The organism is Ohtaekwangia sp., assembly GCF_036786105.1.
In the GTDB taxonomy this organism is placed as follows: Bacteria; Bacteroidota; Bacteroidia; order Cytophagales; family Cyclobacteriaceae; genus Ohtaekwangia.
In genome coordinates, this window is sequence record NZ_DAIQRQ010000072.1 from 1 (window position 1) to 22,295 (window position 22,295).

General features: G+C 45.6%; 17 protein-coding genes. 11 read left to right on the forward strand and 6 right to left on the reverse strand.

Annotation, left to right across the window (positions count from 1 at the left end; all coding sequences use genetic code 11):
* Window positions 1–15: 15 nt before the first annotated feature.
* Window positions 16–1,101: a hypothetical protein gene (locus V7Q33_RS20610; RefSeq protein WP_333821104.1), complete on the reverse strand. Its 1,086-nt coding sequence runs from the start codon at window positions 1,099–1,101 to the stop codon at window positions 16–18.
* 359 nt (window positions 1,102–1,460) lie between these two features.
* On the opposite strand from V7Q33_RS20610, the gene msrB reads away from it, so the two are divergent.
* From msrB to V7Q33_RS20640, 6 genes are all read left to right on the forward strand, one after another.
* The gene (msrB, locus tag V7Q33_RS20615) at window positions 1,461–1,901 is read left to right on the forward strand and encodes a peptide-methionine (R)-S-oxide reductase MsrB (protein WP_333821106.1); all 441 of its coding nucleotides are present in this window, start codon (window positions 1,461–1,463) and stop codon (window positions 1,899–1,901) included.
* Window positions 1,902–2,063: 162 nt separating this feature from the next.
* Window positions 2,064–2,741: an SGNH/GDSL hydrolase family protein gene (locus V7Q33_RS20620; protein WP_333821108.1), complete on the forward strand. Its 678-nt coding sequence runs from the start codon at window positions 2,064–2,066 to the stop codon at window positions 2,739–2,741.
* Between the two features lie 370 nt (window positions 2,742–3,111).
* Window positions 3,112–3,552, forward strand: a complete 441-nt coding sequence (locus V7Q33_RS20625) for an Hsp20/alpha crystallin family protein (protein ID WP_333821110.1) — start codon at window positions 3,112–3,114, stop codon at window positions 3,550–3,552.
* Window positions 3,553–3,995: 443 nt separating this feature from the next.
* Entirely contained in the window at window positions 3,996–5,429 is a 1,434-nt protein-coding gene (locus tag V7Q33_RS20630; protein ID WP_333821111.1) for a S1C family serine protease, read from the forward strand.
* Window positions 5,430–5,545: 116 nt separating this feature from the next.
* Entirely contained in the window at window positions 5,546–7,087 is a 1,542-nt protein-coding gene (gene amaB, locus V7Q33_RS20635) for an L-piperidine-6-carboxylate dehydrogenase (protein ID WP_331981793.1), read from the forward strand.
* Between the two features lie 55 nt (window positions 7,088–7,142).
* On the forward strand, window positions 7,143–7,550 hold the full coding sequence (locus V7Q33_RS20640) for a response regulator (protein ID WP_079690394.1): 408 nt from the start codon (window positions 7,143–7,145) through the stop codon (window positions 7,548–7,550).
* Between the two features lie 225 nt (window positions 7,551–7,775).
* Here V7Q33_RS20640 and V7Q33_RS20645 read toward each other — a convergent pair whose 3' ends face one another.
* Window positions 7,776–9,221 (reverse strand): hypothetical protein, encoded by a 1,446-nt coding sequence (locus V7Q33_RS20645; protein WP_331981791.1) that lies wholly within the window; start codon window positions 9,219–9,221, stop codon window positions 7,776–7,778.
* Window positions 9,222–9,381: 160 nt separating this feature from the next.
* On the opposite strand from V7Q33_RS20645, the gene V7Q33_RS20650 reads away from it, so the two are divergent.
* Both V7Q33_RS20650 and V7Q33_RS20655 read left to right on the forward strand, forming a co-directional pair.
* A complete protein-coding gene (locus tag V7Q33_RS20650) occupies window positions 9,382–11,949 on the forward strand; it encodes a WG repeat-containing protein (protein ID WP_333821112.1) in 2,568 nt (855 codons plus the stop codon).
* A gap of 90 nt (window positions 11,950–12,039) precedes the next feature.
* Entirely contained in the window at window positions 12,040–13,788 is a 1,749-nt protein-coding gene (locus tag V7Q33_RS20655; protein ID WP_331981787.1) for a family 43 glycosylhydrolase, read from the forward strand.
* A gap of 211 nt (window positions 13,789–13,999) precedes the next feature.
* Here the strand turns inward: V7Q33_RS20655 and V7Q33_RS20660 are convergent, their stop codons facing one another.
* Window positions 14,000–15,631 (reverse strand): prolyl oligopeptidase family serine peptidase, encoded by a 1,632-nt coding sequence (locus tag V7Q33_RS20660; RefSeq protein ID WP_333821113.1) that lies wholly within the window; start codon window positions 15,629–15,631, stop codon window positions 14,000–14,002.
* A 162-nt stretch (window positions 15,632–15,793) separates the two neighbouring features.
* Window positions 15,794–17,674, reverse strand: a complete 1,881-nt coding sequence (locus V7Q33_RS20665; RefSeq protein WP_333821115.1) for a glycoside hydrolase family 3 protein — start codon at window positions 17,672–17,674, stop codon at window positions 15,794–15,796.
* Window positions 17,675–17,814: 140 nt separating this feature from the next.
* Between V7Q33_RS20665 and V7Q33_RS20670 the strand changes: the two genes are divergently transcribed.
* Both V7Q33_RS20670 and V7Q33_RS20675 read left to right on the forward strand, forming a co-directional pair.
* Window positions 17,815–18,564 (forward strand): NUDIX hydrolase, encoded by a 750-nt coding sequence (locus V7Q33_RS20670; protein WP_331981778.1) that lies wholly within the window; start codon window positions 17,815–17,817, stop codon window positions 18,562–18,564.
* Window positions 18,565–18,569: 5 nt separating this feature from the next.
* Window positions 18,570–19,310 (forward strand): DUF1028 domain-containing protein, encoded by a 741-nt coding sequence (locus V7Q33_RS20675; RefSeq protein WP_331981775.1) that lies wholly within the window; start codon window positions 18,570–18,572, stop codon window positions 19,308–19,310.
* A gap of 154 nt (window positions 19,311–19,464) precedes the next feature.
* On the opposite strand, the gene V7Q33_RS20680 is transcribed toward V7Q33_RS20675, so the two are convergent.
* Entirely contained in the window at window positions 19,465–19,788 is a 324-nt protein-coding gene (locus V7Q33_RS20680) for a hypothetical protein (RefSeq protein WP_331980514.1), read from the reverse strand.
* Between the two features lie 487 nt (window positions 19,789–20,275).
* Here V7Q33_RS20680 and V7Q33_RS20685 point away from each other — a divergent pair, with 487 nt between their 5' ends.
* Entirely contained in the window at window positions 20,276–21,277 is a 1,002-nt protein-coding gene (locus V7Q33_RS20685; RefSeq protein ID WP_331980516.1) for an alpha/beta hydrolase, read from the forward strand.
* 177 nt (window positions 21,278–21,454) lie between these two features.
* Here V7Q33_RS20685 and V7Q33_RS20690 read toward each other — a convergent pair whose 3' ends face one another.
* Window positions 21,455–22,201: a GIN domain-containing protein gene (locus V7Q33_RS20690; protein ID WP_333821116.1), complete on the reverse strand. Its 747-nt coding sequence runs from the start codon at window positions 22,199–22,201 to the stop codon at window positions 21,455–21,457.
* Between the last annotated feature and the right edge of the window lie 94 nt (window positions 22,202–22,295).

Consider the following 22,295-nt stretch of genomic DNA (forward strand, 5'->3'; position numbering starts at 1 on the left):
TATCAACTACTCAAGTTACTCGCCAATCGTTTTTGTTGTGGTTACTCCGTTGAGTGTTATCGTAATCGTTTTGTTAGTGCAAGTGCCATCGCCAAAGTCTACAACAAGCGTGTCGGTGCGATAAACGGTTTCAAGCGTTCCGCTTACAGGACCATGCCTGCGTCCTTCGCACGCTATATTCTCAACCAGGGGTGATGTTGTTTTGTGCGAATATATTAGGGTGCCATCTGTGGCAACTACACTGGCATCTACATCTGTGGTAATGGTACCGCTTGCCGGGAAACCTGTGCTTTCACTAAAGGTGATCTTTGATACTCTTGATTTATCAGACTTCCATGTAGTTACAGTTCCATCAGCCAAAGTAATCACGCCGTTCGCTACCGATGTAGTAGATGAACCTGTGCCAGTCGATGAGTCGAATGTAGATACGCGCGTTTTTGTACCGGCTATCTTTATACCATTCACCGAGTAGCCATCAAAAGTGGTGACTTCCGTTACTGTAGATCCATCCTTCGTTCTCGTGATAATGATCTTGCCGGCACGTGTAATCTCTACCGTATCCCGCTTATACGTTACCCCGGTTCCAAAATCAATCTCCGTTTTTACAATGCTGGAAAGGAGTGAGTCATACAATGGAAATTGATGTCCGCTAAAACTACATCCTTGCGGACCATCGGTTGCGTAGAATGGAAGCATAACAACTTCACCAGAGGCGTTGTAGTTAGTAATAGTGGCTCCACCATTCCTCGAGATGCGCAAGCCACGTATGTCGCTGGCGCTTTCTGCATCAACAAGGGCCAGCAGCTCATCAGTAGGAGCAATGAGGTTTAGCCCATCCAATATACCTTTCTGGCGATTGTGTCGGGCACCGTTGCGTCCTGGTTTGCAATCGGCAGTGGAAGTGCCCGTGCTGTCTGCACTGCTGCCGGCAATCCTGAAGCTGGTACCACTTGCCAATTGACCGGAAGTTTGTGCAATGTCTAAGGAGGTCTGATCAAGATTTCCACTGCTGGTATCACTTGAATTTACATCTTCATTGCTACAGCCCAATGCCATGAAGAATACAGCCGTGGAGAGAAGAAATATTTTTAATTGCTTCATAATTTTTTGGTTTCTGTAGCATCAATACGATTGCGGACCTTTAAAATTACGTGACAAGCCTATTCCCTAGACCTTCGCAGGCAATGTGTAGACAAACCGGGCCAATACGATTTCCAGTGATTACGTGCAGAAGCGGAATGATTATGGATGCATGAGAAGAAATATAGCTCTGAAATATAGCCGTCAAACGATGGCAATTCTCGTTCGCTCGTATTACCTTACGATTACAAATCAAGGAAAGTACAGTTATTCGGTAGCGCGAACTAAATCGGGAGAAATATGTTGATATAGCGGTGTATAGATGTTTCTGTACTGTCTTCAATCTATAGCAAGCAACAAATAATATATACTTATTACGTATGAAGTGGTCTGATGTTTTGCAATATGCCACCAAAGGCAATCCCGCCCCCGACAAGCGCGTGGAGAAATCAAATGAAGAATGGAAAAAGGAACTTACCCCGGAAGAGTTCCGCATTACGCGACAGAAGGGCACAGAGTTCGCATTCTCCGGCGAATACTGTGAAGCGCACGACCCGGGCTTGTATGCGTGCCGTTGCTGCGGTACTCCTTTGTTTGACTCGCGACAAAAATTTGAGTCGGGTACCGGATGGCCAAGTTTTAATGAGCCGGTAAAAGATAACGTGATCAAATATGAAGGTGACCGCAGTCATGGTATGCACCGCATTGAAGTGATGTGCAATGTATGCGATGGCCATCTCGGCCATGTATTTCCCGATGGACCTCCGCCTACAGGCTTGCGCTTCTGTATCAACTCTGCGTCAATCAAGCTCATCAGTTAATCGCTTTTTTATAATTGTGATGAAGGCATTTGCACACAAAAAGTGTTGCGGATGCCTTCTTTTATTCAAGACATTATAGTCACCACACTTGTAATTCTTTTTTATGCAAATTGGCTTGCTGACGGATTATGTATATTTAAACTTCCTTAAACCCAGAACGTCATGAAACAAATCTCAATCTTTGCGATTATACTCGCGTTGTTCACACTCAGTTCGTTTATGCCTCAGCAGAAAAAGAAAGTTATATTCTTCGGCGATTCTATTACCGAAGCCGGTGCAAAGCCCGGTGGCTATATCACGCGTATAGCAGACCTGGCAACAAAAGAAGGCACTGCTGCTAACTATGATTTTGTGGGAGCCGGCATTGGCGGCAACAAAGTATATGATCTATACCTTCGCCTCGAAGATGATGTGCTGAGCAAGAAGCCTGATGTGGTGGTGATCTATATAGGTGTGAACGATGTATGGCATAAACGTTCCTATGGCACCGGCACAGATGCCAACAAGTTTGAAGGCTTTTATAATGCTTTGATCAAAAAGATACAGGCACAGGGAGCAAAGATTATTTTATGTACACCTGCCGTGATAGGTGAACGCACCGACTTCAGCAACGAGCTGGATGGCGATTTGAATTTTTATAGCAACATGATCCGTAACATCGCGAAGAAAAACAGTTTGCCATTGGTTGACCTGCGCACAGCATTCCTCGACTATAACAAACAATACAACAAAGACAACAAAGAATCTGGTGTACTTACCAGCGATCGAGTTCACCTCAATGAAAAAGGAAACCAGTTTGTAGCAGACGAAATGTGGAAGGTGTTGAAGCAATTGCAGTAGATGTAAGCTGCTGGCTTCTGGCTGCCTGCCGCTAGCAGATGTGGGTATATTGTCGTTAAGCATCACTAAGACGAGTAATAAGTACAGCCGGGAAAAGATTTCCTGGCTGTTATCATTAGCAGAAGCAAAAGTCCGTCCCACCTATTACATTTCACTTTTTCATACTTCCAACAAGCTGGAAGCAGCCGCCAGAGACTGCCACCGCCATTCTCGCAGCCCGCAGCTCAAAACTCAAGGCTTACATAGGACAAAATGTCTTTATTAACCCGATTTTAGCCTTAAATTCGGTCATATTGTCTCTAAAAATCAATCGGTACATTTTTTACAGATAGGCTCATCAAAGATTTAAAAACACTAAACATTTAAAATTATGAGCATTGTTCGTTATAACTCCGCGCTGAATGATTTTGTACCGACTTCTTTCAGCAATCTGATCGATCGATTCTTCAATGAATCTGTAAGTCGTGCCGGTGGTTCAGCCTACAGCTTCGTGCCTCGTGTTGACATTGTAGAAGGTGAAAAAGCTTTCGAAATTCATGTAGCTGTTCCGGGTGTGAACAAAGAAGATTTTAAACTCGATGTGAACGACAACCTGCTTACCATTAGCGGTGAGCGTAAGTTCACAAAAGAGAAAAAAGACAACAACTTCCATTCAATCGAAACTCAGTACGGTACTTTCAGCCGTTCATTCTCACTGCCTGAAAATGTTGATGTCAACGCAATCAGCGCAAAATATGTGAATGGTATACTGGAAATCACTGTACCGAAGGATGAGAAGAAAGTAGTGAAAGCTACTATTAAAGTAAACTAAGGCATAAGGTTTATAAGGTAGAGTTAGGTTAGGTGGTAGACTCCTGGGAAACCGGGAGTCTTTTTTTTTGAGATAGCAACAAGCTTTGAGAATGGCTGTTGGCTACCAGCTGCTGGCCGCTAGAATTGTGAACGGTCGAGTTTATTTTAATCTGTATAATTTGGGATGTGGAAATGAAAATCCAGTTGCACAGAAATCCTTTAGAAGACGCAGAGCTACAAAGAAATCTACGGAGGCTAATTACACATACAATCACACACGTCCCAACAGCTAGTAGCCAGTAACTGTAGCCACTCTCGCAAACAGTAGCCACCCTTCTGCAGCTCATGGAAAAACTGGGCATCTTCTTGCATTGCGGTACGGAATCCAGAAAAGAAACGTTAACTTTCTGTATCCTCAACTTTTTCGTGTGTGATCACTGTTGAACTAAAAACTGTGGGGTTATGAAGAGATCAATTTTGGTGCTTATTGTCATTTTCTCTGCTTGTGCAGGAGGTATAATCGGATCAATATTCACGATCCGCTTTCTCGATTTTTCCAATGCATCGTATCCGTCCATCGAAGCGCGGCAACAGCTGGTACTGGCCGGCTACTCATCAGACACTGCTTATCGCGTGCCCAAGGAACTCGACTTTCTGGCTACAGCCAAAAAGGTAACATCGGCGGTGGTACATATTCAAACATCCTATGGCCCGGGCGATTTCAGCATCAATCCACTGCAGCAACGCCTGGATGCTCCGGTGCGCTCATCCGGATCGGGTGTTATCATTTCAGATGACGGATATATAGTTACCAACTACCATGTAGTGGAAGATGCAAACAGTGTTGAAGTGGTAATGAACAACAACCAGCGCTTTTATGCCAAGCTGATTGGCTCGGATCCCACCACTGATTTAGCTTTACTGAAAATACGCAGTCGTAATCTCCCTTTCATACGCTATGGCGATTCGGATAAAATTACTCCGGGCGAGTGGGTGCTGGCCGTTGGCAATCCTTTCGATTTAAACTCTACGGTTACAGCCGGCATAGTAAGTGCCAAGGCGCGCAACATTGGTATACTGCGCGATCGCAGCAACCTGCAGGTAGAGTCATTCATTCAAACGGATGCTGCGGTTAACCCCGGCAACAGCGGTGGTGCCCTCGTAAATCTGCAGGGCGAACTCATTGGTATAAACACTGCGATTGCTACATCTTCCGGAAGTTACCAGGGATATAGTTTTGCTATACCGGTAAGTCTGGTAAAGAAAGTAATGGACGATCTGCTGGAGTTCGGTCAGGTGCAGCGCGGCTTGCTCGGTATTGTGATTACCGATGTAAATGCCAATGTAGCGGAAGATTTCGACCTCAAGGTAAACCAGGGAGTATTGGTAAATCGTGTTAATGAAGGAAGTGCTGCCGAGCAAAGCGGCATTCTCACGGGCGATGTGATCATCGGTATAGATGGCCATGCAGTTAATTCAGTATCCGAGTTGCAGGAGTGGGTGGCGCGCAATCGCCCCGGAAAAGAGATCAGGGTATCATACCTGCGAAAAGGTGAACGCAACGATGTGAACGCGCGACTTAAGAATAATAATGGAAGTGTGGAGGTAGAAAAGAAAGAAGTACGCTATGAATTAACGGGCATGACGCTCGAAGATGTTCCCTATAAAGAGCTTAACGATATGCAACTGGAAGGCGGAGTGCGAGTGAAGAAGCTCACCGCTGGCAAATGGAAAGAAGCCGGCCTTCGCGATAATTTTGTGATTGCCTACATAGACAAGGTTCCTGTTGATAATGTTGAAGACCTTAACCGCATCCTTGATTTCAAGAAAGGGGGTATCCTCATCGAAGGATTTTATCCCAATGGTGAAAAAGGCACCTACGGAATGGAGTGGTGAACTCCGGATGTAAGTCATTTCAATTAGTTTTATAGCTTTGTGCGCTTACGCATAAGCTGGGTGAATGCTCCTATATCAAAAAAGCGTTCATTCTCTTATTAATTCTACAAAATCAGATGGAGAACTTCGGTATAAAAGAAGCATTGGAAGTACTGGGTATAAAAAAGAATAACCTCGGTACTTCCACCGGCACGAAATGGTATGATACAACCGGTGCAGCTATAGAATCTTATTCACCGGTAGACGGAGCACTGATTGGTGCTGTGTATGCTACCGATGAAGCATCATATTATCAGGCCGTAGCACAGGCAGACGCTGCGTTTAAAGAATGGCGCAGATGGCCGGCACCCAAGCGCGGTGAGATAGTACGCCAGATCGGTGAAGCATTGCGAAAATATAAAGAGCCCCTCGGAAAACTCGTGTCATACGAAATGGGTAAATCTTACCAGGAAGGACTTGGCGAAGTGCAGGAGATGATAGACATCTGCGATTTTGCCGTAGGCTTGTCGCGACAGTTGCACGGCCTTACCATGCACTCTGAACGACCGAATCACCGCATGTACGAGCAATGGCACCCGGTAGGCATTGTAGGCATTATCTCGGCGTTCAACTTTCCGGTAGCGGTATGGTCATGGAACTCTATGATTGCCTGGGTATGTGGCGATACCTGTGTTTGGAAACCATCGGAAAAAACTCCGCTCTGTGGCATAGCTTGCCAGCAGATTGTGCAGCAGGTATTTGGTAAGAACGAAGTGCCGGAGGGTGTATCTGTACTCATCAATGGCGACTATACGATCGGGCAGCTGTTGGCGAAAGATGAAAATATTCCACTGGTATCGGCTACCGGGTCAACCCGTATGGGAAAAGCAGTAGCTGCAGCGGTAAGTGAACGATTAGGTCGCTCCCTGTTGGAGCTGGGTGGTAACAATGCCATCATTATCACAGAAAATGCCAACATCGATATTGCCGTGCGCGGAGCCTTATTCGGTGCTGTAGGCACGGCCGGCCAGCGATGCACCACAACGCGCAGGCTAATTGTTCACGATAGTATATATGATGATTTGAAGGCGCGCCTCGCTAAAGCATACGCACAACTCAACATCGGTAATCCGCTTGATGCTCATAACCATGTTGGTCCGCTCATCGATCAGCAAGCTGTGAAATTATATGAGAATGCCCTTGAAAAAGTAAAGAAGGAGGGCGGTAAGTTTGTGATCGAAGGTGGCGTGCTCACAGGCAAAGGATATGAGTCAGGATGCTATGTGAAGCCGGCAGTAGCCGAAGTGAAAAATGAATTTGAGATTGTACAGCAAGAGACGTTTGCTCCCATCTTGTACCTGATTCGCTATACCTCATTAGAAGAGGCTATTGCCTTGCAGAATGGGGTAAAGCAGGGCCTCTCTTCCGCTATTATGACCTCCAGCCTGCACGATATGGAGCGTTTTTTATCGCACGAGGGCTCCGACTGCGGTATAGCCAATGTAAATATTGGCACATCTGGGGCGGAAATAGGAGGAGCCTTTGGTGGAGAGAAGGAGACCGGTGGTGGTCGTGAGTCAGGTTCAGACGCATGGAAAGTGTATATGCGCAGACAAACTAATACCATTAATTTCGGTAGTAGCCTCCCGCTGGCGCAGGGGATCAAATTTGATATTTAGAGGCTTTTGCAAATCAGTATCAATACCTTATTTTTATAGAGCATTAAAAATACCTATGGCAGGAAAGAAATATCGCACCGTCATGCTCATTGATGATAATGAGATCGACAACCTCATCAATCAGAAAATGATCGAGGCGGCTTCTGTAACTGAAAACATCTATACTCATACAGGCGCCAAGAGTGCCATTGAATTTTTAAAGAACATGGAAAAGCTGGATGTAGCTGACCAGGTGTTGCCGGATGTAATCTTCCTCGACATCGATATGCCGCTGATGGATGGTTTTCAATTCCTCGATGAGTTTGAAAAACTTTCCAACACCGCCAAAAAGAAGTGCAAGATTGTGATGCTCACATCATCCATCAACCCGCAGGACTTTAACCGTTCCAAGAAATACGATAACGTAAAGCTTTACCTCAACAAGCCGCTTTCGCATGAGAGCATCGTTAAACTAGAAGTATAGTACGAGAGTATATATTCCACCAAAAAAACAAGTCCCGCTTCGAAGCTCGGAGCGGGACTTTGCTTTCTTGGTAGTTATCTGTTAATTGTTAGCAGTTATCCGTAGTACTAAGAGTATCAGATGTTTCCATCTGACACTTTATGGCTAATACGCTCCATTCGAGTCAGCTGAAACACCCGACTGAACCAGTTAACGATTAACCTGTAACGGATAACTAATAACTGATCATAGTTCTGTGAGAAGATTCACAAAGCGATCGTCAAGCTTTACCAGTTTGGTAGGGGCGAAGTACGAAACGCTCAGCGAGTTAAGGCGCGGTATTACGGCGTTAATCTTCTTCGCTTTTTCTTTCTTTGCTTCGCTGGTTGATATTTTCAGAATCTTCAGGAAGAGTTGAATATTCTCGCAGCTGTCTTTTCCGAACAGGCGTATCTGCCGCTGAATGCTGTTCGATAGCTGGTTGAACAACTCTACATCGCGAAGCAAGGTGTATTGCAATGCCAGCAACGACTTGATCTCCAGTTGTGCGTATGGATATTTTTTGAGACTCACATCGTTGAGCAGACCGTTGATAAGGCGGGCAGATTCTTCAAATTTACCTACGTAGTAAGAAGATAGTGCACGGTATACAGTGTATACAATGTGCTTGGGTATATCCATCGTATCTACTTCGTAGTCAATGAATATACTTTCGTTTTCAGCGTAGAGTTCGGCTTCTGTGTTGGTGCGCAGGTGGCGATCGAGTTTCGAGAGCAGGAACTGCGCAGGGAAGGTAAACGTTGAGTAGTTCACCATCAGGTTAGCACACGCATCGTTCACTTCTTCATAATATTTCTCCGCCTGGCGATATACTTTATAGTGATTGTAGTACTCCAGCTTGAGAAACTCGAACACAAGATTGATGTGATAATAGATTGAGTCGAGGTGATAGCTTTCGAAGATCTTCTGCACTTTGTCAAATATATCTTCGATCGACTCACCTTCCTGGTTCATGTTGTCGTCTACTTCCACAAACAATCGGTGGAAGATGTACATGCAGCTTTGGTATACATACAGCCGGTGCGACTCGTACAACTTGGCAACATTCTGCATCTCTTTCATAAGCAGACCGAGGCCGAGCTTTTCTACTTCACCGCCATTCAGCATATAATCGCCATACTTTTTGAAGTAATCCGCAAGCAGGTCTTCGGCCTTGTCTACCGCCAGCATATAGGCTACATGCCGGTTATACAACTGCGAGTATTGAAAGTAATCGGGCGAGTTGATGTTCAGCTTCTTAAGCGATTTGTAGATGATTGTCAGCTCGTTGGCCAGATCGTAGTCCAGCAGTTCCTTCTCCAATTTCTTAAGAGTGGCAACAGAAATAGCTTTCTTTTTTGTGAAGAGCACTTCGGTGATGTTGGCTACTTTACGCAGTACATCCGTGCGCGGGCTCTCCAATTGTCCCATCAAATATTCTTCTATCTTGAGGTTAAGGCGCGAGCGTAAAGTATAGTACGCGTTAGCATTTACCTCCAGCTCAGACATGATCTTGTTGTCTGATAATTGTCGTTCGCGAAGCGACCTCAGTAGGTATGCAGATTTCTCCGCATTACTCTCGATAAGTGAGTCGTAAATAGCTTTGAAATCCTTTTCTGATAATTGCTTGATAATGTTCTTGAGCTTAGCCATGCCGGAAAGTTAACATCCTGAAAATTTACAAAATTTATTACATCATACAATATTGGCAAGCTTTGTCAGGAATAAATCTTGCGTTGAAGTTCGTAGTTTTACCCGCACGCTCGAAGATATTACCACATTGATTAGAAAACTTATCATACTTTTCACTGCTATGTTGTTGCTGGCAGGAGAACTGCACGCACAATTTTCAACAGAGCGAAGTGCCCTGAGTAACCTTCAGAAGCAAAAATGGGAGCGTGCATACGAGCAAACAAAAAAGATATTACAGAAAGACAGCGTGAATGCTGTTGCCCGATACGTAATAGCCCGTTACTTTTTCGCGGCAAACAACCCGGCATTTCAGGTAGATTCAGCCCATCAGTATGTTACCAGGGCTTTACATGATTACACACTTTCTTCATCGAAAGAGCGTGAAAAAATGAAGCGTTTTCCACTAGACAGTATAATTATCATACGTCTTGGCGAACGCATTGATAGTGCCGGTTTTAGTCGTGCGCAAAGGCTTAATACAGAACAAGCCTATATCTACTTCCTGAAAAATTTTCCATCGGCACAACAATGTTCGCGGGCCAGCGAGCTTCGCGACAAGGCAGCGTTTGAGGATGCACGCAAGATCAATACATACCAGGCATTCGAAACCTATATATCCCGGTATCCACAGGCGCAAGAGATAACAAAAGCAAAGGCGTTGTATGAAAAATTATTGTTTGAAGACAAGACACGCGACAAACGATTATTCTCTTATAAAGCGTTTCTGCAAACCTATCCACAAACCACTTATCGTCATGAGGTTGAACGCAATATCTTTGAGATAGCAACAGCGCCTGGTACACTCGAAAGTTATGCGGCTTATGTGGAACAATATCCACAGAGCTCGTATGCCAACAAGGCCCGGGCTATATTATATCATTTGCTTTCGGAAGAGCAACAGGCGCAGCCACTACCCGCAGCGTTGCAAAGCGATTCCATCAACCAGCTTTATCAATTGGAACGCCTTTACCTGGTGCCGTTCTTCCATAAAAATGCGTTCGGGTTTATGGATGCCGAGGGCCATGAAGTGATTCCGGCTGAATCGGAAGATCTTGACCCCCTATATCGCTGCGGCAACATTGATGAAGATGTGCTGGTGCTACCCGGCAAAGTGGTGAGCCGCAACGGTGGACTGGTGTATCGGGGTGAAGTAACATCGGTTGAAGATCTTGGTGCCGGCTTTTTGCTGATCGAAAATCAGACCTGTACGAAAGTAATTCATAAGACAGGCTTTAACCCGGGCGATCCGTGTGTAGACGAAGCAAAAGTGTTGGATGGAAAACTGCTGGCCATCAAAAAGAACAACCGCTGGTCGATACGAACTTTTACCGGCCGGCAACTACTCGGGTTTGATTGGGATGACATTGCTGTGACAGGAAATGTAGTAATTCTTCATCGCGATCATAAGTATTGGCTTGCTACAACGGATGCGGTATCCGCCACGGCCGACCAGGTGCCCCTGAAATTAAAGGATGCCTTTGAAGAAGTAAAGCCGTGGCCCAATGGTATGATCTGGGCGCGTGCCGGAAAGTATGAAGGTGTATTTGATCAGCAACTGCAAGTATATATTCCGTTCAACGAACAAAATCTGTTGCCTGCATTCTTTGGTGGCGTGGCTCATGTAGCATCGCAGTGGTCGCTCTATAATAATAAAGGTGAGAGTACAGGAGCATACGATACGATGATGATGAGCAAGCCGTGGGTGGCAGCTAAATCTGTTACCGGCTGGCGGCTGTTGGAACCGTTGAACTATTTTACGAATACCCAGCGCTATGATTCAGTATTCTTTGCGGGTACGTTGGCTATCGGTATACGCAATGATAGCTTGTTGATATATAGCGCAGGTCGAATGAGTCCGGTATTGCGCGTGAAGCGTCCGGCTCGTATTGAATTTATACCGGGTCAGGATTCGTCAGCATTTTTTCTGCTGCAACAAGGCGATAAAAAAATATTGTTTAATCGTGAGGCACAAAAAATACTGGCTGTATCGTACGATCACATCCAGCATGTTGGACGCAATATTTTTATGGTAACAAAGAAAGATAAGAAGGGACTTATTACTGCGGATGGAAAAATTCTGTTACCGGCCGAATACGATGCAATCGGCAGCCTGAATGAACGGACAGTTTCATTATTGAAAGCGCGGAAGTTTGGATTGTTTGATGTGCACCGGAAGAAACTGGTGAAGCCTGAATACAGCAAGAACCTTTCGGCGTATACACCTGCCGTATTGATTGCGTTGAAGGGTGGCTGGTATGGATTTATTGACTGGAATAATAAACCGATCAGTGGTTTTGAATTTTCGGAGATACAACCGTGGAGTGATTCGCTGGCGTGGGTCAGGAAAAATCAGTTATGGATGTTATATAACCTGAAGTTACGAAAGGTTGTGCTGGATAACGTGAAGCGCATACGCCTGATACAGAACAAGCCCGAAGAAAAGATTGCCATCATTCAACGGGACAAAGACTATGGTGTTATTCACAACAAACGCGGCATTGTAATTCCGCTTAACTTCAGCGACATTGTTAATGTTGGTTCGTCAGACAGGCCTTTGTATTTCACAGAGAAACATGTAGAGGAGGCTTCAGTCTTCGTGGTAATTTACTACAACAGCGAAGGAAAAATGTTGCGCAAAGAAGTATATGAGCATGACGACTACGAGCGCATCTATTGCCCCGAGCCGTAGCGAATACCCTGCTTTCCTGCCATCTTCGTAAATTGCTGCTGGTTGCATTTCCCTGTTCCGTAACCGGGAAAAAAAATAATGCACTCGCGCATGAGAAGAATCTATATATTCCTGATGGGATGCCTGCCCATATTGGCGCAGGCACAGGCGATTACGCAGCGTACGTACTGCAATCCCATGGATATCAACTACCGGTATAATTACGAACAGCTCAACGACAGCATATCGTATCGATCCGGAGCCGATCCCGTAATCGTAAATCATAAAGGCGAATACTATTTGTTTGTTACCATCTCCGGCGGTTACTGGCATTCAAAAGATCTCGTTCACTGGAACTATATTGTTCCCGACAAGTGGCCGATGGAAGATATGTGTGCACCGGCGGCTATCTCGGTGCGCGACACGCTCTATCTTTTTCAATCTACATTCGAGCAGCGCCCCATTCTCTTTACAACCACTCCGGAAAACGGCAAACTATATTTCTATAACCGCTGGCTGCCACGGCTGCCAAAAGATATAGGCCCGTGGGACCCTGCCTTGTTTTATGATGAAGAACTGGACAAATGGTATATGTACTGGGGATCGTCTAATGTATACCCGATCTATGGCAGTGAGCTCGATAAACATCTTCGGTTGAAGTATAAAGGCGAGTATAAAGAAATGCTCTATCTCCATCCGGAAGAACATGGCTGGGAGCGCTTCGGCCGCGATCATCGCTCGGACATCAAGCCGTTTATAGAAGGTGCATGGATGACGAAGCACAATGGCAAATATTACCTGCAATACGGAGCGCCCGGCACCGAGTATAATGTGTATGCTAACGGTACGTATGTGGGCGATCATCCGCTTGGGCCCTTCACGTATGCACCCTACAATCCTGTATCCTATAAACCGGGTGGATTTGTAACCGGTGCAGGGCATGGCAATACATTTCAGGACAACTATGGTAACTATTGGAACACCGGTACACCGTGGGTGGCTGTGAACTGGAACTTTGAAAGAAGAATTGCCATGTTCCCTACCGGCTTCGATAAGGATGGGCAGATGTTTGCCAACACACGCTTTGGCGATCTGCCACATTACCTGCCTGCCGGGAAATGGCAGAATAAAGATGAGCTCTTTACAGGATGGATGTTACTGTCGTATAAAAAGCCTGCAACAGCATCGTCTGTAAGAGATACATTTCAGGTGGCGAACATTACCGATGAGAATCCGCGAACGTTCTGGGTAGCACAACGCAACCGGCCGGGCGAGTGGGTAATGGTAGATCTGCAACGCGATCAGGAAGTAAAAGCCGTACAGGTAAACTACACCGACTATAAATCGAATATATACGATGGTTTCGATCCGAAGATATATACCCAGTTCCGCCTCTTTGCTTCCCGCGATGGAAAGGTATGGATGAAGATCGCTGATCTCTCTGATGAGAGACGTGATCGTCCCAATGCCTATATTGAACTGGAGAAGCCGGTGCAGGCAAGGTATATACGCTATGAGCATGTATATGTAGCCTCGCCCAACCTGGCTATCAGCGATATTCGTGTATTCGGTAATGGTGGAGGAAAGGCTCCGAAGACACCGGGTAAATTCACTGTGGTACGCGACAGTGATCCGCGCAACGCATTTATAAAATGGCAGCGGGTGCCCGGTGCCGTGGGGTATAATATACTGTGGGGTATTGCTAAAGATAAACTATACCAAACGTACCAGGTATTTGCAGATCAACCCGAGTCGCTGGAAGTACGCGCGCTCTCAAAAGGCGTGCGCTATTATTTTGCGATTGAAGCGTTTAATGAGAATGGTGTTTCGGTGGCGAGCGAAGCGGTGTATGTGAAATAGCTGCGAGCTTTGAGCTGCCAGCTGTTAGAGGAGTGGGAGTGGGGTTTGTGTGGCGGAGAAATCCCCGTTGTACCAAGGTCACAAAGAAGACACAGAGGTTCCAAAGAAAAATATCTGTGTAATCCAGGGGAGCTAAATGTACTTCCGCAGATCACACAGATAATGCAGCTAAAAGATAATCTGCCAGCAGCTTGTAGCTGGCAGCTCGTAACTATTTTACCGTAACAGCGCCCGATGCTGTAGCTGCTTTCACAGCTTCTGCAGGCAACGTCCAGTTCTCGTTAAAGTATCCGTCTGTTATAACGGTAGCAGTGCTGTTCTTGAAGAGTATAAAATCTTTAAACTGATTTAATGCCAGCAACGAAGGCGGGAGGAATGGTAACCCCCCGGGCTGTGCACCAGCCCACCACGACAAGCCCGAGTTGATTACGATATAGTGTTTGTTCATAGGAAGTATATAGAACAATCCATAGTCGTTGGCCGCCGAAGCATTCAGTTGTATCGGGAGCTTGTCACTATATTGATTGATGAGCGAGTTTGTTTCTTTCGTTCCGAAGAGCACGAGATCAGCGCTTTCAATATCGCTTGGTCTTACATCGCGATCGGCTACGATGCGCGGAAATACCATAATGCGTCCGAGGAAAGCATTGCGATAGATAGACCAGCTTGCAGCCTGCGTGGCAATGTCCATACGCAATTTCAATTCGGCTTCCGATGGATTGCCCGCAGTTCCGTATACATAGATATGACGTTGTGAAAAACCGGCTGCGATGGGTCCTTCTGCTCCGGGCTTCTTCATAACCGGTTGCAGCTCAAATTTACCCGCAGCCCATTTACCTTGTTGCTCGGTGAAGGATACTGTTTCGCCTCCCGTAGTCTTTACTTTCTTTCCGTTGATGGTAACCTGCAGAGGCTGCGATGCAGTGAATTTCGGATGGCCGTTTAGTTGCAACGTAAATGCACCCAGGTTGGTAGTGGTAATGTCCAGTTGATTAGGACCGGTAAATTTAGCATCGATCGTAGCCAGTGTGCCCGGTGTGATATGATCGAACGTTACCCAGTAAGCTTTGCTATATTTATAGTTGCGCGAGTTGAACATGACACGATCTGGAAACTTATTGCGTTTGAACTTGCTGAACCAGTCAAATACAGCTTCATCTTTATAGGCATTCTCCCAACTGTTGTGATTTACTCCGGGGTACTCCGTATACGAAACATTTACACCGAGCTCTTTTAATTTCTTTGTCCAGTCGCGCGATACAGCAACGGGTACTGCGCCATCCTGATCTCCATGATGAAAAAACACCGGCAGATTCAATGCGTTCGGTGCCAGTTCATCCGTTCCCTTGGGAGGCGCAGGACACACGGGAAACAACGCAGCCCATATATCAGGACGGGTGAGTCCGATCCACAGCGTACCGCCACCACCCATCGACAGACCGGTTAAGTATATACGATCTTCATCAATAGAAAAGCGGCTTTTTACATCGGCTAATACATCCATCACATCTTTTTCCGCTACACCCTGATAGCCCATGGTGCCGCGTGCGTATGGCGATGCCACGATATACTCTACGTCTTTCCACTCGGGAAAATAACGTGTAGCCTCTACATCCGTTTCACCATTTGCATTACTTTTACCAAATACCCTGCGCAACGACAGGCGGTGGTTTGAGCCTGCACCGTGCAACATGATCACGAGTGGATATTTCTTTTTCTCATCATAATTCTTTGGGAGATATAGTCCGTAAGGTTGTTCCGTATCGTCAACATCCGAAAAGAATGTTAACACCTGTGGGCCACTTTTTAGTCGCTGTGCCGTGGCTGTCAATGCTGTTGCCATGAGAAGCAATAAAGTTAATCGCTTGATTTTCATTTCACGTAGGGTTGATTGCAGGTGAATGTTACACATTTAAAACGCTATCATCAAAATCTTTTACAGGAGTGTCATGAGAAAGTAAAGCCCGGCATAACACCGGGCCTACAACCTGTATAAACTGGATGACTAATAACTAAGTCCGTGTCCGAACTTATAGAGCGGATCTTTTGAGTCGTACGGAACGTCTTCTTTCTGATTGCGCACGGCTTCCATCGAAGCAGGTAATTCGATTGGAAGTTTACCACCTGGTTTTGCTTTACCGAAGATCACATCCAGTACAGCTGCATCGCTTGCTCCGAAATCGGCCAGCAATCCTTTTGCTTTTTCGCTGATCTCGGGTATCACCGCCGGACGATCAAGGTATATATCTACAATAGTAGGCACAGTCTTCAGCAGCATCAGGATGCTATCTTTCTGTATACCTTTGAAGTCAAGATCGCCATGATGAAATCCACGCGCGAAGAAATTTTTAGTCTCTACCGGATACCACGGTGTGTTCAGACGAATGATCGCTATATCCGCCTGTTCCGGTTTGGCTACCACTTGCCCGTATTGAGCGGCCACAGTAGTATTTACATTCTTAACATAAATTTTAAGTTTGTTACTTTCCAGTGGAAGTATATTTCCGGTTTTGGCCGGAGCGTTCTTCAGCAGCGTAATCGCTCTGCGTTGTGCAGCTTCGGCGGCTTCTTTAAATTCTTTCCTGCCGACAACTTCCTCAGCACGATCCACATGGATATAGGGATTTTCAAATAAGCCCAGCTCAAATTTCTGACGCAGCAAACGTTTCACCGATTGATCGATACGCGCTTCCGTGAGCTTTCCGTCTTTTACCAGTTTAACAATATGCTGCGGGCAATTCTCGCCCCCAAACTGATCCACACCCGCATTGATTACTTTTAATACGCGCTCTTCTTCCGACAGCTTTTCAACGCCCCATGCGCGTGCAGGCCATACAATGTCGCCCATCTTGGCATCGGTAATGAGGCCCCAGTCGGTACACACAACACCATCGTATTTATACTTCTCGCGAAGCAGTTTGGTGATTATATCTTTGTTGAAAGAGAATGCTACATTTTCACTCGTCTGATCGGTGGGCACACCGTAATAGGGCATAATGGCTGCCGTATGTGCTTTAAATGCGGCTTCGAACGGAATGAGGTGATAGTTGAAATTGTTGCCCGGGTATACCTGCCCCTTCTGAAACTCGAAGTGCGGATCAAGCCCTTCTTTCTGCGGACCACCACCCGAGAAGTGCTTCGTCATACAAGCTACACTGGTAGAATCAAGTTTCGTTCCCTGAAATCCTTCAATATAAGCTTTCACCAGTTTGGCAGAAAGCCTGGCATCTTCACCAAATGTGCCGCTGATGCGTGGCCAGCGCGGCTCGGTAGCAAGGTCGGCCATAGGGTGCAATGCCTCGCGTATACCTACCGCTATATATTCCTGCCGTGCTATATCAGCATGTTGCTTCATCAGCGCTTCATCGCCAATGGCAGCAAAGCCCAGCGGCTCCGGCCACTGTGAGAAGTCGTTAGCCGTCATGGAAAATATATTATTGCTGAAAGCATTGCGAGGGTCAGAAGCAATGGTTACCGGTATACCGAGGCGAGTCTTCTCTTCGGCAAACTTCTGCACATTGTTATACCATGTAGCCAATGCTTTTTTGGCAGGCACCGCCCATATATTGATGTGCGTCATGTTATACTCGGTAATAAGCTTAGTGGCGATTGGTGCAAAGGCAAACATTCCCTCGCCGGGTCTGTCGTCAAGTGAACCATCGCTGTTGATGCGACTTCCGTTGATGAACATCATACCCGCCTTTTCTTCCAGCGTCATTTGCTGCAGCAGATCGTCAATACGTTTGTCGATGGGCTCACGTGAATCTTCATATACATCGCGTTTACCATTCTTGTTAAGATCGCGATAGGGTGTGTTATCGGAGCAGGCTGATAATAGTGTTATAGCAACTACCGGCCCCAGCACAAATTGAACGGGTCGTATCATGATAAATGTCTGGTTTAATGTGTTAGATATACACAATGATAAAGAATAATCATTGTGTTTTCAATACACAATGAATGGATTCGAAAGATTTGAAGACAACTGCTGGAAAATAGGCGGCAATCGCGATATTTGAAGAATCTATGAACAGGGAAAAACAGTTGCAGGACTTCCTGCTGAAAGGCGATAAAACCTTTGTACCGCGTATATCAGTGGATTGCGTGATCTTCGGTTTTCACGAAGATCAGCTAAAAGTATTGCTGCTGAAGTGGAGAGATGGAAGGTGGTGCCTGCCCGGAGGATTTGTAAAGTGGGATGAATCGGTAGATGACTCTGCGGTGCGTACACTGCAGGAGCGTACGGCATTGAAGAATATTTACCTGCAGCAATTCCATACATTCGGTGAACCGGATCGGGAGCGGGGCAAACGCCTCGGTATAATAGGCACACAAAAGAGCTGGATGCGCGAGCGTTTTATATCAGTGGGGTATTATGCATTGGTAGAATTTTCAAAGGTAGATCCTAAACCCGACTGGCTGAGCGATGAGTGTCGCTGGTGGGATATTCACGAAGTGCCGTCTTTAATCTATGATCATAACCAGATGGTAGAAAAAGCACTGGACAAACTACGACTCAGTCTGAACGATTACCCCGCCGGTTATAATTTACTGCCTGAGAAATTTACCATGCCCGAGCTGCAACGACTCTACGAAACTATTCTGGACAAGCCGCTTGACCGTAGAAACTTCCAGAAGAAAATGCGGAGCCTCGGTATACTCGAACGACTGAAGGAACGCAAGACAGGCGGTGCCCACAAAGCCCCTTACCTCTACCGGTTTGATAAGAAGAAATATGAAAAGGCCATGAAGCAGGGATTGAAGTTCGGCTTCTAAACAATATGTACTATCTTCGGGAGCAACCCGCTATGTACACCAGGCATTTTACTTCCCTTCTTTTCTTCGTCCTCGCTTTGTCGATCAGGGCACATGCAACCTGGTCTGTCATCCTCATCGATGCAAAGACGGGTACCATCGGTATAGCCGGTGCATCCTGCTCGCCTAATTGCTATGGTATAGGAAGAATTATGCCCGGCACAGGAGCCATTATTGTGCAGGCCATGAGTAACAACGATGCCCGTGCCAAAGGTGTAAGCATGATGTTGGCCAACGCAAGCCCGGAGGAGATCATCAAAGCTTTGCGCGACCCGGAGTTTGATCCTGAACGACAGCAATATGCAGTGGTTACGATTAACTACATGACGCCGGCAACCTACACCGGAGATTCGACCCACGCAGTGGGGGGTGCATTAACAGCACCGGGTATTTCCGTGCAGGGAAATACATTGGCGAATGACCAGGTATTGAAACAGGTGATGGACGCCGTAGTACGCGGACAACAGCAATCTCTCCCGATAGATGCTATATTGATGCAGGCACTGGAAGCCGGCTCAGAAGCGGGCGGTGACAGGCGATGTGGTGAGCAGCGTGCCACGAGTGCTTTTATAACTATATTTCACAGAGATGATCCTCCCAAGCGGCCCTTTTTGAATCTGAACACATTTGGCCAACCCAAAGGTGGGCCAAATGCCGTGGTTCTGCTGCGGAAGCGATATGATCGGTGGAAAGAAAAGCAAGGTTAACGTTACTCGTTATCGGTTACAAGTTAACCGTTATTTGGCAGATCAGATGTTCATCTGACACTTCAGTGAGGATTTTCTATTGTGATAGTCTGTGAATTCTGTGGGAGAAATCCGGTAACAAATAACCAATAACGTGTAACGGTGAACACTAAACTTAACTGTTCGTCTGCATGGAATGGATCAGGTCAAGTTCTTCCGGCGTAAATTTGTTGGCGTCAGTTGAAGTTCTTGATTGAATGAAATCTTCGAGACATGTGTAAAAACGCAGTCTGTATTTCCAGATGAGTTTGCTGCCGATTGCTTCCTTCACTTCGCGGAGATCTGTTTTCTCATCCACCCAATACATATCGTGAACATCATTGTCGGTTACACCACCGTTATAGCCCGGCATAATGTTTAAGCGTGAATGCTCGAGTTTTCTGAGAACATCGCTTCTGAAATCGGATTTACCAGTAATATATAATATTGTCCAGTTCATTTCTTTAGTGTTTAAATTGTACACAGCGGTTTAGGCTTGGTAGAATGTTTGGATGTTGTGAATGTGTGCCGTATGTTCTTTCGTTGACATGTTACCAGCCATACCACTCGCTTAAAAAATACATCCACTCTGAGTACGCAAAGGTAATGCAGAAGGTTTAATGTTTGATGGAAATCTTTCGTGCATGTAAGGAATGTTGCAGCGAAATCGTGTGAGGTAAAATATACTTCACTCTTCCATCAGCCTCACCGTTGTGATGAAAAACAGGATGGCAAAAGTCACCTTAAATTCTACTGAAAATTGGTTGCTTCATTAACCAATTCTCATTGCGTAATTATACGGAAGCATAAATATGTAATCATCGAATAACCACTCTACATTATGGAGCGCTGGTAATGGGCATTATTGTGGCGTTAAATGGTTTTAACTCAAAAGAATATTTTATACTTTTAATAGATAACTACATTTACCCGGTAAATTTATCTGTATGAAACCCAACCGCCTGATCAAAATTACTTTCCCGATTCTTGTTATCGTTGCTATTGTCTTTTTGGGACCGGAGCCCTCTACACCGGTTTATGATCTCACGTTACCAGCTGTTCCATCGGATCCTGCTGCGCTTGAAAAGTATATTGCTGCGAATGAAGCGAAGCATGTTCTCAAACCGGACAACGAAGCAAAGATTGTGTGGACCGACAGTACACGTCAAAAAACAGAATATGCCGTGGTATACCTGCACGGTTTTACGGCAAGCCGAATGGAAGGTGCACCTGTACATGAGCAGTTCGCTAAAAAGTTTGGGTGCAATCTATACCTCGCACGACTTGCTGATCATGGTATAGACACTACAGAAGCATTGTTGACATTCACACCTGATCGGTTGTGGGAAAGCGCCAAACAGGCATTGGCCATTGGCAAGCAACTGGGTAACAAAGTAATTTTGATGAGTACTTCCACCGGAGGCACCCTGGCACTAAAGCTGGCAGCCGAGTATCCGAACGATGTATATGCACTTATCAACATGTCGCCTAACATTGCGATTAACAATAGCGCGGCATTTTTACTCAACGATCCCTGGGGGCTATATATAGTACGTGCCGTAAAAGGTGGAAAATATAGCATCTCGACTGATGATACGGAGGAGCAATCCAAATACTGGTATAGCAAATACAGATTGGAAGCCACTACTCAACTCGAAGAATTGGTAGAAACTACAATGACCAAAGAAACCTTTCAACGTGTTAAGCAACCTTCGCTTACGCTGTATTATTTCAAGAATGAACAGGAGCAAGACCCGCAAGTAAAGGTGAGTGCAATGCTGGAGATGAATGCCGCGCTGGGCACTCCAGACGACAAGAAACAAACTATACCCTTTACCGATGCCGGCGGCCACGTAATCGGCTGCTATCTTACCAATAAAAATTATGAAGAAGTATATCTGGCAGCAGAGAAGTTTGCTGCAGAGAAGCTGGGAATGACTGCCAAGTAAAATTTTACGTTACCCGTTAATCGTTACAAGTTTTCTGTGTAATTTCTGTGATTTCTGTAGGAGCAAAATGCATTTATTTCCCACAGAAATCACAGAATTACACAGAAAGTAAGTTATTCATTACACGTTAATCGGTATATATAGCTACGATTAGCGTGTAACCAATAACAGATAACGTTACTGTATTTTATCAATGTGAGTTCTGCCAAATACAATTCCGCGGCTTACCTGGGCATCGCCGTTGTATGATACGCGAGACTCACCGAAAGAATTTACACGAAGCTCATCCTGTGTAGTAAGTTTAATCTTACTTTCGCCGTAAATATTGGTGATGGTAGAATAGCTCTTGAGCGCTTGTGTGTCGATTTTGTTCTCACCGAATAATCTGTATTTCTGATATTCAGCTGTGCCGCCTTTTATCTTCAGGTCATTCTCACCATAGAGACTTGTCTTCAGATACTCAGCGTTCATGGAAGCGAGTGTAATCTCATTTTGTCCATAGGCCTTCAGTTTGAATTTCTTTGCCTTCAATGGAGTCTTGCAGATGAGCTCCTGCGTGCCGCGTATCTCCAGGTGTTTTAACTCACGATAGGTTACGTAGGCAGTGATGGTTGCTCCATGGTATGGGCTGCGCTTATAGCGAAAGTCGCCATCGTGCTCCGGCTTATCAATTACCTTGGCATCGTCCAGGTAAATGTGTAGTGTCTTTCCTTTTACCACAATGTTGATTTTGTCTGGCGATACACCGCTATAGGCCAGGCGGATGCCTTCATGATCGCCTTCTTCCAGGATCAGGTTTACTTTTGTAGAGGCAATAATCCGGTTAAAGGAACGGAGGTCTTTCGTGATCTCGCCCTGCCCAAATGCTAACGCTGTTACGAATAGCAGAGCAAGGATAATAAGGGTGGCTTTCATCATTTTCATAATCCAATGCGTTGTTTCCTCTCAGACAACCGGAAGATGAGATACCCCTATGCGTGCAAAGTCTTTTTTGGGCTTCTGGCCTCAGGCTGCCAGC

Excerpts from the sequence above, each read along its gene's own strand:
- V7Q33_RS20610 (WP_333821104.1), bottom strand. The coding sequence starts at position 1,101 with ATGAAGCAATTAAAAATATTTCTTCTCTCCACGGCTGTATTCTTCATG.
- msrB (WP_333821106.1), top strand. The coding sequence starts at position 1,461 with ATGAAGTGGTCTGATGTTTTGCAATATGCCACCAAAGGCAATCCCGCC.
- V7Q33_RS20620 (WP_333821108.1), top strand. The coding sequence starts at position 2,064 with ATGAAACAAATCTCAATCTTTGCGATTATACTCGCGTTGTTCACACTC.
- V7Q33_RS20625 (WP_333821110.1), top strand. The coding sequence starts at position 3,112 with ATGAGCATTGTTCGTTATAACTCCGCGCTGAATGATTTTGTACCGACT.
- V7Q33_RS20630 (WP_333821111.1), top strand. The coding sequence starts at position 3,996 with ATGAAGAGATCAATTTTGGTGCTTATTGTCATTTTCTCTGCTTGTGCA.
- amaB (WP_331981793.1), top strand. The coding sequence starts at position 5,546 with ATGGAGAACTTCGGTATAAAAGAAGCATTGGAAGTACTGGGTATAAAA.
- V7Q33_RS20640 (WP_079690394.1), top strand. The coding sequence starts at position 7,143 with ATGGCAGGAAAGAAATATCGCACCGTCATGCTCATTGATGATAATGAG.
- V7Q33_RS20645 (WP_331981791.1), bottom strand. The coding sequence starts at position 9,221 with ATGGCTAAGCTCAAGAACATTATCAAGCAATTATCAGAAAAGGATTTC.
- V7Q33_RS20650 (WP_333821112.1), top strand. The coding sequence starts at position 9,382 with ATGTTGTTGCTGGCAGGAGAACTGCACGCACAATTTTCAACAGAGCGA.
- V7Q33_RS20655 (WP_331981787.1), top strand. The coding sequence starts at position 12,040 with ATGAGAAGAATCTATATATTCCTGATGGGATGCCTGCCCATATTGGCG.
- V7Q33_RS20660 (WP_333821113.1), bottom strand. The coding sequence starts at position 15,631 with ATGGCAACAGCATTGACAGCCACGGCACAGCGACTAAAAAGTGGCCCA.
- V7Q33_RS20665 (WP_333821115.1), bottom strand. The coding sequence starts at position 17,674 with ATGATACGACCCGTTCAATTTGTGCTGGGGCCGGTAGTTGCTATAACA.
- V7Q33_RS20670 (WP_331981778.1), top strand. The coding sequence starts at position 17,815 with ATGAACAGGGAAAAACAGTTGCAGGACTTCCTGCTGAAAGGCGATAAA.
- V7Q33_RS20675 (WP_331981775.1), top strand. The coding sequence starts at position 18,570 with ATGTACTATCTTCGGGAGCAACCCGCTATGTACACCAGGCATTTTACT.
- V7Q33_RS20680 (WP_331980514.1), bottom strand. The coding sequence starts at position 19,788 with ATGAACTGGACAATATTATATATTACTGGTAAATCCGATTTCAGAAGC.
- V7Q33_RS20685 (WP_331980516.1), top strand. The coding sequence starts at position 20,276 with ATGAAACCCAACCGCCTGATCAAAATTACTTTCCCGATTCTTGTTATC.
- V7Q33_RS20690 (WP_333821116.1), bottom strand. The coding sequence starts at position 22,201 with ATGAAAATGATGAAAGCCACCCTTATTATCCTTGCTCTGCTATTCGTA.